The organism is Streptomyces sp. NPDC003327 (assembly GCF_053589515.1).
This window is the reverse complement of sequence record NZ_JBSFSA010000081.1, coordinates 1-11,919: the sequence shown is the minus strand read 5'-3', so window position 1 is coordinate 11,919 and position 11,919 is coordinate 1. Positions and strand designations below refer to the sequence as shown.

The window sequence follows — 11,919 nt, the reverse complement described above, 5'->3', positions numbered from 1 at the left end:
GGCGGTCGTACGGCCGCGGGCGGGCCGTACGACCGCGGGCGGGCCGTACGACCGCGGGCGTCAGCCGGTGGTCGCCTTGAAGACCGCCACGGTGCGGGCCGGGACCGTGAAGGTGCCCGAACCGGCCTCGTAGGAGGCGGACTTGACCACGGAGTCGGAGCCGGTGGCCTGGACGGGGTGCAGGGCGTAGCCCTTGCCGGCCAGGTCGGCGACCTTCTGCGAGGTGCCCTGCGGGGTGGCGTTGAAGACGACGACCAGGTCACCGAGGCGCATGGTGATGACGCCCGGCGTCTCGGCGGGGCCGGAGAGCGGGAAGGCGAGCGCGGACTGCACCTGCCCGGCCGTGGCCAGCGAGAACACCGGCTCGGTGGTACGGATCGTCTGCAGCTCGCGGTAGGCGGCGGAGGCGCCGTCGATTTCCGCGCAGCCGACCGTCAGGTCCGGGTCGGTGAGCAGCGGCTTGCCGTAGCCCCACTTGGCCTTGTTGTCGGCGGCGGGCGGCAGGCCTATGCCGAAGCCGTTGCCGTCGCGGCAGTCCCAGTGGATCGCGTTGAACCAGTCGCCGCTGTCGTACGAGTTGCGGTCGAGGGACTTGGAGCGGAGCAGGTCGGAGCCGGCCTGGGAGAGCGCCGGGCCCTGCGAGAGGGTCGCGGTCGCCATGGCGAGGACCTGCATGCGGGCCCGGTCGGCGGCCGGGGTGGTCGCCGGGAGCTTGAACGCGAGGGCGTCGTACAGGGTCTCGTTGTCGTGCGCGTCGGCGTAGGCGAGGGCCTCGCCGGGCGCGGCGGCGTATCCGGCGGGGGCGCCGTTGTAGTCGACCTCGGAGCCCTTGACCGTGCGCCCGGAGGTGTCGGTGAAGGTGTACGAGGCGAGGTTGCCGCTCAGGCCGACCTTGATGAGGTCCTGGTAGTGCAGGAGGCGGGCCCGCTGCTGCTCGGGGGTGCCGTTGGCGGCGGAGGCGTTGGGGTCGGTGAAGAGGCCGGAGGCGAAGCCCTGGACGCCGGGGTCCTCGTCGAAGGGGCCGCCGCCGCGGACGGCGTCGCGGGCCCGGTCGGAGAAGGTGGCGATGCCGGTGCCGGCCATGTTCTTCTGGGTGGCCTGGACGAAGCGGGCGTCGTCGGCGATCTCGCCGAAGTTCCAGCCCTCGCCGTAGAGGATGATCGCCTTGCCGTCGACGCCGTCCTTCTCGACGGTCAGCGCGTCCAGGGCGGCCCGGACGGCGAGCATGTTCTCCTTCGGGTGGTGGCCCATGAGGTCGAAGCGGAAGCCGTCGACCTTGTACTCCTTGGCCCAGGTGACGACCGAGTCGACGACGAGCTTGCCCATCATGGCGTTCTCGGGCGCGGTGTTGGCGCAGCAGGTGGAGGTGGCGACGGAGCCGTCGGCCTGGAGGCGCTGGTAGTAGCCGGGCACGATCCGGTCGAGGACGGACTTGTCGGACTGTCCGGCGGCGACGGTGTGGTTGTAGACGACGTCCATGACCGTGCGCAGCCCCTGGCCGTTGAGGGCCTGGACCATCTGCCGGAACTCGACCGTGCGGCGGGTGCCGTTCGGGTCGGTGGAGTAGGAGCCCTCGGGCACGGTGTAGTGCAGCGGGTCGTAGCCCCAGTTGTAGGCGTCCTTGGCCGCGGCGGCGGCGACGCAGGCCTGCTGCTCCTCGGAGTCGGGGGCGTAGACCTTCAGGTCGCAGGCGGGGACGGCCTGCTCGGACTTCTTCTCGGGGATGGTGCCGATGTCGAAGGCGGGCAGGAGGTGGACGTGGGAGGTGCCGGAGTCGGCGAGCGCCTTCAGGTGCTTCGAGCCCGTGCTGTTCCTGTCGGTGAAGGCGAGGAAGGTGCCCTTGTGGGCGGCCTTCGCCGTCGGGTCCGCGATCGAGAAGTCGCGGACGTGCAGTTCCTGGATCTGGGCGTCGCGCAGCGGCACGGCGGCCGGCTTCGCGAGGGTCTTCCAGCCGGCCGGGGCGAGCTTCGGGTCGGTGAGGTCGACGACGAGGCTGCGGGCCGAGTCGGTGGTGAGGGCGGTCGAGTACGGGTCGGTGACGCGGTTCTCGACGAGCTTCTGGACGCTGGGCGCCCAGACCTTCACGACGTACCGGTACGGCTTGCCCGCCCAGGTCCGGGGGCCGGTGACCGACCAGACGCCGGAGGCGTCGTCGCGCCGCATGGGCACGGCCCTGCCGTCGAGTTCGAGGGCGACGGATTGGGCGGTGGGCGCCCACAGGGAGAGGGTGGGGCGGCCGGACCGGAAGACGGGGCCGAGCTTCGCCTTCGTGGCCCTGGCCGCGTAGAGGTCGTCGAGGACGCCCGCGGTCTGCACGCCGGTGGCGGCGAGCAGGGCGCCGTTGGCGGCGCGCTGGGTGGCGATGAGCTGGCCGCGCAGGGAGGCGTGGACGCGGTCGGCGTCACGCGGGTCGACGGTGAAGGCCGGGTGGTCCTTCAGGTGCGGGAACGCGGCCTTCTGGGCGTCGGTGAGCGCGGCCCGCTTCAGCCGGAGCCACTGGCCCTCGGAGCTGAGGGCGCCGTCGGTGGCGGTGATGCCGCCGTCCGGGGCGTACACCAGCTGCTCGCTGGTGGCGTCGGTCGCCTTGACCTTCCAGACGACGGTGGTGCGGTCGATCCACTGGGCCTCGGCCTTGGTGAGGTCCAGGTTCGGGGCGCCGCCGACGGTCGGGAGGAGGTACTTGGGCTCGCCGCCGAGCAGCCAGACCTCGTTGCCGTAGGTGGCGAGGTCGAGGGACTGGTCGGTGGGCAGGTCCTTCTGGTCGCCCTTGTGGAGGATGTACGACAGGGAGGTCGCGCCCGGGGCGAGCGACACCTCGTAGACGGCGCCGTAGGCGTCGACGCGGGCCGGCAGGAGCGGCTTCGACCAGTCGGTGGGCTGGGCGGCGCCGGTCCACAGGTGGAGGCCCCAGCCGTCGTAGTTCCCGTCCGCGCGCTTGTAGTGGAGGACGACCTTGCTCTTGTCCTGCTGGACGGGGGCCGGGTTGGTGTCGGACTGGCCGTCCTGGCCCTGCGTGATCCAGACCTCGCCGGTGCGGCCGAGGGCGATGCTGCGCTCGGGGCCGTCGGCGGCGCCGTCCTTCTCGACGGTGTACGTGACGGTGGAGGCGCCCTCGGGGACGCGGACCCAGGCGAAGGCGCCGTGGGCGTCGCGGCCGGTGAACGCGGCCTCCTGGCCTGCGGCCTTGAGGGTCCAGCCGTCGTAGTTCCCGTCCGCGCGCTTGTAGTGGACGATCGCGTGGGTGCGCTCGACGGCGACGGGCTTCTCGGGGGCCGGGGGCGCGCCGGCCGTGGTGGCGGCGGTGGCGCTCGCGGTCCGCCCGGCGGCGTCGACGGCGACGGCCTTGTAGCGGAGCGGGGTGCCGGCGGGGGCGGTCACGTGCTGGGTGACCTTGTACGGGGCGTGGTCGGCGGTGCCGAGGGTCTGCCAGCGGCCGTTGCCGACCTGGGCGGCGAAGACGACGCGGTTGAGGCCGCCGCCGTCGACGTCGGCGGTGATCTCGACGGTGCCGGTGGAGCCGGCCGTGGGTGCCTTGAGGTCGACGGTGGGCGCGGCGGCGGGTGCCGGGAGCGGGGCGTCGGCCCGCAGGACGAGGGAGGAGAGGGCGGGGACGGTGACGGTGACCTTGCCGTCCCGCGCGGCGACGGCGCCCTGACCCCCGTACAGGGTGCGGAAGTGCGCGGAGTCGACGGGGAGGGTGGCGGTCTGCGGCGTGGTGGCGCTGTTGGTGGCGACCACGTACTCGACGCGCCGGCGGGCGTCGGTGCGGGAGAAGGCGTAGACGGAGCCCTGGGCGTACCGCTCCTGCTGGACGCCGTCGCGGAGGGCCGGGTGCTCCTTGGTGAGCTTCGACAGGCGGGCGATCGACGTGTAGACGGGGTGCGCGGTGTCGTACGCGTCGGTGGCGTGGGTGCGGTCGGTGCCGAGCTGGTCGTCGTCGAGGTAGTCGGCGGTCTTCGAGGCGAAGAGGGTCTGGCGGGCGTCCTTGTCGCCGCCGGGGCCGGTGAAGCCCTGCTCGTCGCCGTAGTAGACGACGGGGTTGCCCCGGGAGAGGAACATCAGCTCGTTGGCGAGGCGGGCGCGGCGGACGAGTTCGTCGTCGGAGGCGTTCGGGTTGTCCTGCTTGAGGAACGTGCCGATGCGGCCCATGTCGTGGTTGCCGAGGAAGGTGACCTGCTCGTAGGCGTTGGCCTTGTCGGTGGTGTAGCGGTAGTCCTGGGCGAAGACCTTGGCGAGGCGGTCGGCGCCGGCGCCCTGGGAGGCGAAGGCGCGGGCGGCGTCCTGGAAGGGGAAGTCGAGGGTGGCGTCGAGGCGGCCGCGGGTGACGTAGGGGGCGGTGACGGTGGGGTCGGCGGAGTAGACCTCGCCGAACATGAAGAAGTCCTCGCGGCCCCGCTTCTTGGCGTACGCGTCGAGGGCGGTGGCCCACTGGGTCCAGAAGTCGAGGTCGACGTGCTTGACGGTGTCGATGCGGAAGCCGTCGATCTTGAAGTCGCGGACCCAGGTCTCGTAGATCCGCTTCATGCCCTCGACGACCTCGGGGCGCTCGGTCCACAGGTCGTCGAGGCCGACGAAGTCGCCGTACTCGGCGGACTCGCCGACCCAGGTGGAGTCGCCGCGGTTGTGGTACATCGTGGGGTCGTTGAGCCAGGCGGGGACCTTGGTGTTGGCCTTCTCGACGGGGGTGTACGGGAAGGAGTCGGCGTCGACCCTGCCGATCGCGGTCCGGTCGTCGAAGGGGCGGCCGTCCTTGTCGAGGTACGGGTGGGAGCCCTTGGGGCGGTAGCCGTAGGCCTTCTCGGCGTAGTCGACGGTGTCGGCGGTGTGGTTGGTGATGACGTCGAAGAAGACCTTCATGCCCTTGGCGTGGGCGGCGGCGATCAGCTTCTCCAGGTCCTCGTTGGTCCCGAAGTGCGGGTCGACCTGGGTGAAGTCGGTGATCCAGTAGCCGTGGTAGCCGGCGGAGGCGTCCTTGCCGGTGCCCTGCACGGGGCGGTTCTTGAAGATCGGCGCCATCCAGATGGCGGTGGTGCCGAGGCCCTTGATGTAGTCGAGTCGCTCGGTGAGGCCCTTGAGGTCCCCGCCCTGGTAGAAGCCCTTGTCGGTGGGGTCGAAGCCGTTCTCCAGGCGGGTGCCGGTGAGGCCGCCGCGGTCGTTGGAGGTGTCGCCGTTGGCGAACCGGTCGGGCAGGACGAAGTAGAACTGCTCGCGCGTGAGGTCCTGGCGGGCGGGCTGGGCCGCGAGCGCCTTGTCGGACGGCGGGGCGGGCGGGCGGGGTGCCGCGGTGGCGGGAAGTGCGGGCACGAGGGCCGCGCACAGGGCGGCGGCGAGCGCCACCGCCGTTCTCTTGGGTATCACGGAGGTGCTCCCTGGAGGTACGGGAAGAGGGGGCCGCCCCGGCGGGGCGGCCCTGGGGGTGGGAGGGAAGCTCAGTTGCGGAAGGTGTCGTTCAGGACGACCTGGCCCGAGGCGGGGACGGTCGCGGTGCGGTTGGCGCCGGACTCCCAGGTGACGTTCCCGGCCGCGTCCTTGCGGACGTACTTGTACTCGAAGGTGGTGCCGGCGGGGAGGGAGACGGTCAGCTTCCAGACGGGGTACGCGGCCGGGTCGAGCTTGGGGGCGGAGGCGGGGGCCCAGTTGCCGAGCTCGGGGCGGTTGCCGACGACGTGGACGTTCTGGCCGACGACGGTGGTGGCGGTGACGTTGAAGGAGGCGCCCGCGGTGGCGGGGGGCGTGGTCGGCGGGGTGGTGGGGGTGGTCCCGCCGCCGCAGGTGGTGGCGTTCACGTGGAGGGCGACGGCGGTGTTGGCGCCGAGGGTGGCCGTGAACTGGCCGGCGGAGTTGACCGTCACCGGGGTGTTGGCCTGCACGTTGCAGTAGGTGCCGGCGGGCAGGGAGGTCTGGAAGGTGCGGGTGAGCGGGGACGTCTCGTGGTTGATCGCCACGTACGCCTTGGCACCCCGGCCGAACGCGATGGCGTTGTTGCCGTTGTCCCACCAGTTGCCGACGGCCTCGCCGCGGGCGGCGTTGCGGAAGGCCACCATGGAGGAGATCTCGCGCCAGGCGTGCTGGCACTTCCAGCCGTCGGCGTAACAGGCGTTCACCTGGCCGCCGTTGGGCGGTCCGGCGTCCTTGTCGGTCCACTCGTAGCCGGAGTGGACGTCCGGGGAGCCGTAGGGCCAGGCGAGCATGAAGACGGAGGCGAGGGTGTAGTTCGCGCCGTCCTTGTAGGAGAGGGTGTCGCCGCCGCGCTCGGTGTCGTGGTTGTCGACGAAGACGCCGGACTGGGCGGAGGGCATGTGGCCCCAGGCCTCGCCGAAGTTCTTGAGGTAGGCGAGCTTCTCGTTCTGGAGGACCCGCTTGAGGTCGCGGGCGTAGCGGAACTCCTGGACGTCGCCGCTGCCGAGGTACTCGCTCGGGGAGACGGCCTCGCCCGCGCCGTGGATGGCCTCCAGCTTCCAGTAGGCGTTCGGCTTGGTCAGCCGGGACTTGATGTTGGCCAGGTCGGCGGCCGGCATGTGCTTGGCGGCGTCGATGCGGAAGCCGTCGACGCCCAGCGAGAGCAGGTCGTTGAGGTAGCCGGCTATCTTCGCGCGGACCCAGTCCTCGCCCGTGTCGAGGTCGGGGAGCTGGACCAGTTCGCAGTTCTGGACGTTGGCGCGGTCCTGGTAGTTGGAGATCGCGGACCGGCAGTCGTCCATGTCGGAGCCGGAGTAGAGGCCCGGGTAGTCGTACTTGGAGAACGGGGTCCCGCCCGTTCCGGTGCCGGAGCCGTTCGCCATGTGGTTGATGACGGAGTCGGCGACGACCTTGACGCCCGCCGCGTGGCAGGTGTCGATCATGTTCTTGAAGGCGGTGCGGTCGCCGAGACGTCCGGCGATCTTGTAGCTGACCGGCTGGTACGAGGTCCACCACTGGCTGCCCCTGAGGTGTTCCTGGGGCGGGGAGACCTGGACGTATCCGTAGCCGGCGGGGCCGAGGCGGTCGGTGCACTCACGGGCCACCGAGGCGAAGTTCCATTCGAACATCACGGCGGTGACGTCCTTCTCGCCGGGCGGGGTGGCTTGGGCCGGGATGTTTCCCGTGACGGCCACAGCGGCTCCCGCCACGAGGGCGAGTGCAGCGGCCACGGTCCTTCTGGCCATGCTTCCTCCTGTACGACTTCGGTGTCGCAAGAAGTTGCCGAAAATGTCAGCAACTGTTTTCAGCCGTGACCGTACGAGTGCCCCGACGCCCGGTCAACCCTCCGGACCCCTCGACGCAAGTTGTTACGAAAGGAGTTGCGGCTCCTGGGCGGGCGGCTGCGCCGTGGAGCCGCGGACCACCAGCTCCGGCTGGAACACGAACTCGGTGCGCTGGACGGGGTTGCCCTCGATCTCCTCCAGGAGCGCACCGACGGCGGCCGTGGCCATGGCCTGGACGGGCTGGCGCACGGTGGACAGCGGCGGGCTGGTGAAGGCGATGAGCGGCGAGTCGTCGAAGCCGACGACGGAGACGTCCCCGGGCACGTCGAGGCCCCGGGCCCGGACGGCCCGGATGACGCCGAGCGCCATCAGGTCGGAGCCGCAGACGATGCCGGTGCAGCCCTCGGCGAGGAGGATCTCGGCGGCGGCGTGCCCGCCCTCGACCCCGAAGAGCGTGGGCCGGATGAAGCGCTCCGCCTCGGACCGCTCGACGCCGAGGAGTTCGTACAGCTCGGCGGCGAAGCCCTCGGCCTTGCGCCGGGAGGGGACGTACCGGGTCGGGCCGATGGCGAGGCCGATCCGCTCGTGGCCCAGCTCGACCAGGTGGCGCACGGCCATGCGGGCCGCGGCCCGGTCGTCCGGGGAGACGAAGTTGGCGTCGATGTGCTCGTTGTAGCCGTTGATAAGGACGTACGGCACGCCGCGGGCGGTCAGCCGGGCGTAGCGGGCCGGGTCGGCGGAGGCGTCCGCGTGCAGCCCGGAGAGGAAGACGATGCCGGCCACCCCGCGCTCCACGAGCTGCTCGACGAGCTCGTCCTCGGTGGCGCCGCCGGGCATCTGGGTGCACAGGACCGGGGTGTAGCCGTGTCCGGCGAGGACCTGTTCGACGACCTGCGCGAAGGCCGGGAAGATCGGGTTGGTCAGCTCGGGCACGACGAGCCCGACGAGGCCCGCGCTGCGGCGTTTGAGCCGTACGGGACGCTCGTAGCCGAGCACGTCGAGCGCCGCGAGCACCTTGTGCCGGGTCGCGCCCGCCACCCCCGCCTTGCCGTTGAGGACACGGCTGACGGTGGCCTCGCTGACCCCGGACTGGGCCGCGATGTCCGCGAGCCGCGGGGCACCGTTCCCGGTGCCCCGCGGCAGGGGGATCGTCACACCGCCCACCAGACCGTGGTGTCGGCGGGAAGCTCCACGACACCGTCGCCGGGGGTGACGGGCTCGTTGGAGAGGAGATACCGGCCGGGCAGCGGGACGGAGATGGCCCGGCCGGTGGTGTTGGCGGTGCAGACGAAACCGTCGCGGCGGAAGGAGAGCACACCCTCGGGTGCCTCCAGCCACTCGACGGAGTCGCCCGCACCGAGTTCGGGGCGCTCGCGGCGGACGGCGAGCGCGCTGCGGTACAGCTCCAGGGTGGAGCCGGGGTCGCCGGTCTGCGCCTCGACGCTCAGGCCGCCCCAGGCCGCGGGCTGCGGCAGCCAGGAGCCGCCGTCGCCGAAGCCGTACGAGGAGCCGTCGACGGTCCACGGGATCGGCACCCGGCAGCCGTCGCGGAAGCCGTCCTGGCCGGTCGCCCGGAAGAACGACGGGTCCTGGCGGACCTCGTCCGGCAGGTCGGTGACGTCGGGCAGGCCGAGCTCCTCGCCCTGGTAGACGTAGGCGGAGCCGGGCAGCGCCAGCATCAGCAGGGTGGCGGCGCGGGCGCGGCGCAGGCCGAGCTCGCGGTCGCCGGGGGTGCGCAGCTGGGTGCCGAGGCCCGCCGGGTTGGCGAAGCGGGTGGCGTGCCGGGTGACGTCGTGGTTGGAGAGCACCCAGGTGGTGGGGGCGCCGACCGGAAGCATCGCGGCGAGCGAGGCGTCGATGACGGTGCGGAGCTCGGCCGCGTCCCAGTGGGTGCCCAGGTACTGGAAGTTGAAGGCCTGGTGCATCTCGTCGGGGCGCACGTAGTTGGCGGTGCGCTCGACGGTGGGCGTCCAGGCCTCGGCGACGAGGATGCGCTCCCCGTCGTACTCGGCGAGGATCCGCCGCCAGGAGCGGTAGATCTCGTGGACGCCGTCCTGGTCGAAGAAGGGCATCACGTCGTTGCCGAGCAGCTTCAGCTGGTCGTGGGCGCCGATGTCGGGCAGCCCGGCGGCCTTGACGAGGCCGTGGGCGACGTCGACGCGGAAGCCGTCGACGCCCATGTCGAGCCAGAACCGCAGGATGGAGCGGAACTCGTCGCGGACGGCCGGGTGCTCCCAGTTGAAGTCGGGCTGCTCCGGGGCGAAGAGGTGCAGGTACCAGTCGCCGGGGGTGCCGTCCGGGTTCTCCGTACGGGTCCAGGCGGGGCCGCCGAAGATGGACTCCCAGTCGTTGGGCGGGAGTTCACCGTTCGCGCCCTTGCCGGGGCGGAAGTGGTAGCGGTCGCGCAGCGGGGAGCCGGGGCCCTCGCGCAGGGCGCGCTGGAACCACTCGTGGTGGTCCGAGGAGTGGTTGGGGACCAGGTCGACGATGATGCGCAGGCCCAGTTCGTGCGCCTCGCGGATCAGGGCGTCGGCGTCGAGGAGCGAGCCGAACATCGGGTCGATGGCCCGGTAGTCGGCGACGTCGTAGCCGGCGTCGGCCTGCGGGGAGGCGTAGAACGGCGAGAGCCAGACGGCGTCGACGCCGAGGTCCTTGAGGTAGGGCAGCCGGCGGCGGATGCCCTCCAGGTCGCCCATGCCGTCGCCGTTGCCGTCGGCGAAGCTGCGCGGGTAGACCTGGTAGATCACCGCGTCTCTCCACCAGCCCGTGTGCGTGCCGGTGGTCGGGGCGTCGGCCGGGGTGGCGAGATGCTGGGTCATGTCTTCCCTGGGAGGTAAGGAGGGGCGTACAGGTGCGGTGCTCAGGGCCGTCAGCCCTTGACGGCACCGGCGGACATGCCGGTGACGAGGTGGCGCTGGGCGAAGAGGAACACCAGGGCCGCGGGGATGGCGATCAGCACGGAGGCCGCGGACATGGGGCCCCACTGGGCTCCGTACTGGTTGACGAACTTCTGCAGTCCGCCGGCGAGCGTGAGGTTCTCGTCGCCGACCATGAAGGCGGAGGCGTAGGCGACCTCGCCCCAGGCGGTGATGAAGGAGTAGAAGGCGGTGACCGCGATGCCCGGCTTGGCGAGCGGCAGGATGAGCCGCCAGAAGGTGCCGAAGGGGGTGAGGCCGTCGACGTAACCCGACTCGTCGATCTCGCGCGGGATGGTGTCGAAGAAGCCCTTCATCATCCAGGCGCAGAAGGGCACGGCGATGGTCAGGTAGGTGATGAGCAGGCCGAGCGGCTCGTTGAGCAGCCCCATCGAGGCCATGATGTTGTAGATCGGCACGATGAGGACGGCGACCGGGAACATCTGCGTGATGAGCAGGGTCCACATCAGGCCGCGCTTGCCGGGGAAGCGGAAGCGGCTGACGGCGTAGCCGGTGGTGGCGGAGATGAAGACGCCGACGACGGTGGTGAGGCCGGCGACGAGCAGCGAGTTCCAGAACCAGGTGAGGAACGGGGTGTCCTTCAGCAGGTTCGTGTAGTTCTCGAGCGTCGTCTCCTTCACGAAGTCCGTGGTGGTGGCGTACTTCGCGGGCTTGAGCGAGGTCAGCAGGACCCACAGCACCGGGAAGACGGCGATCACGGAGGCGACGATCAGGGTGACGTGCAGGCCGACCGAGGCGAGCGGCGAACGGCGGCCGCGGACCGGGGCGTTCATGGTCTGGGGGGTGGGGGTCGTGGTGGTCACCAGACTTCTCCCTGCTTGCGGAGGACTCGCTGGTAGAACGCGGCGAAGACCATCAGGAGGACCAGGATGAGGACGCCCCACGTGGACGACTGGGCGAAGTCGCGCGGGCTGATCTCGAAGGAGAACTTGTAGGCCTGGGTGACGAGGATCTGGGTGGCCTCGCCGGGCCCGCCCCGGGTGAGCAGGAAGATCACCGGGAACATGTTGAAGGTCCAGATGGTCGACAGCAGGATCACCGTCGTCGACACCGACCGCAGGCCGGGCAGGGTGATGTGCCGGAAGCGCTGCCAGGCGCTCGCGCCGTCCATCTCGGCGGCCTCGTACAGCTCGCCGGGGATGGACTGGAGCCCGCCGAGGAGGGCGACCATCATGAACGGGATGCCGAGCCAGACGTTGACGGCGATGACCGAGAACTTGGCCCAGGTCGGGTCGTTCAGCCACGGGATGCCGTCGATGCCGGTGCCCGTGAGGATCTGGTTGAGCATGCCGCGGCGCTCGTCGTAGAGGAACCGCCAGGCGAAGACGGAGACGAAGCCGGGGACGGCCCACGGCAGGATCAGCAGCATCCGGTAGACGGAGCGGCCGGCGATCCTGCGGTTGAGGATGTTGGCGAGGGTGAGGCCGAGGGCGAAGGTCACGGCCACGCAGGACACGGTCCAGAGGATCGTCCAGCCGAGGGTGCCGAGGAACTGGCTGCCCGTGATCGCGTCGGTGTAGTTGTCGAGGCCGACGAACTCGTAGGTGGCCGGGATCTCGTTCACGCCGATCGACCGCGCGACGTTGCGCTCGTTGGCGTCGGTGAACGACAGGTAGATGCCGCGGACCAGCGGATAGCCGATGATCACGCCGATCACGATGACGACCGGGGCGACCATGGCCCAGGCGTACCAGTGGGTGGAGAGGGAGCGCTTCGCCGCGCCCCTCGGCTTACCAGTTCCGCGGGGGCGCGCCGCGGGGGGCGGCGGGGGGGGCGCGGGCGCGCCCCCCCACCGCAGG

6 protein-coding genes are annotated in these 11,919 nt (G+C 71.2%); all 6 read right to left on the bottom strand.

Going from position 1 to position 11,919, the window contains the following annotated elements; translation table 11 throughout:
* Nucleotides 1–60: 60 nt before the first annotated feature.
* Nucleotides 61–5,358 (bottom strand): pullulanase-type alpha-1,6-glucosidase, encoded by a 5,298-nt coding sequence (gene pulA / locus ACWDVG_RS31140; RefSeq protein ID WP_451704233.1) that lies wholly within the window; start codon nt 5,356–5,358, stop codon nt 61–63.
* Between the two features lie 71 nt (nt 5,359–5,429).
* On the bottom strand, nt 5,430–7,145 hold the full coding sequence (locus ACWDVG_RS31135; RefSeq protein ID WP_451704231.1) for a carbohydrate-binding module family 20 domain-containing protein: 1,716 nt from the start codon (nt 7,143–7,145) through the stop codon (nt 5,430–5,432).
* Nucleotides 7,146–7,268: 123 nt separating this feature from the next.
* A complete protein-coding gene (locus ACWDVG_RS31130; protein WP_451704229.1) occupies nt 7,269–8,348 on the bottom strand; it encodes a LacI family DNA-binding transcriptional regulator in 1,080 nt (359 codons plus the stop codon).
* On the bottom strand, nt 8,336–10,003 hold the full coding sequence (locus tag ACWDVG_RS31125) for a glycoside hydrolase family 13 protein (RefSeq protein WP_451704227.1): 1,668 nt from the start codon (nt 10,001–10,003) through the stop codon (nt 8,336–8,338). Before ACWDVG_RS31125 ends, ACWDVG_RS31130 begins: the two co-directional genes overlap by 13 nt.
* A 50-nt stretch (nt 10,004–10,053) precedes the next feature.
* Nucleotides 10,054–10,926 carry a sugar ABC transporter permease gene (locus ACWDVG_RS31120; RefSeq protein ID WP_451704235.1) on the bottom strand — a complete coding sequence of 291 codons (873 nt, stop codon included), beginning with the start codon at nt 10,924–10,926 and terminating at the stop codon, nt 10,054–10,056.
* Complete coding sequence (locus ACWDVG_RS31115) at nt 10,920–11,918, bottom strand: carbohydrate ABC transporter permease (RefSeq protein WP_451704225.1); 999 nt, start codon at nt 11,916–11,918, stop codon at nt 10,920–10,922. Before ACWDVG_RS31115 ends, ACWDVG_RS31120 begins: the two co-directional genes overlap by 7 nt.
* Between the last annotated feature and the right edge of the window lies 1 nt (nt 11,919).

Coding starts and splice junctions, on each gene's coding strand:
- ACWDVG_RS31135 (WP_451704231.1), bottom strand. CDS start 7,145: ATGGCCAGAAGGACCGTGGCCGCTGCACTCGCCCTCGTGGCGGGAGCC.
- ACWDVG_RS31125 (WP_451704227.1), bottom strand. CDS start 10,003: ATGACCCAGCATCTCGCCACCCCGGCCGACGCCCCGACCACCGGCACG.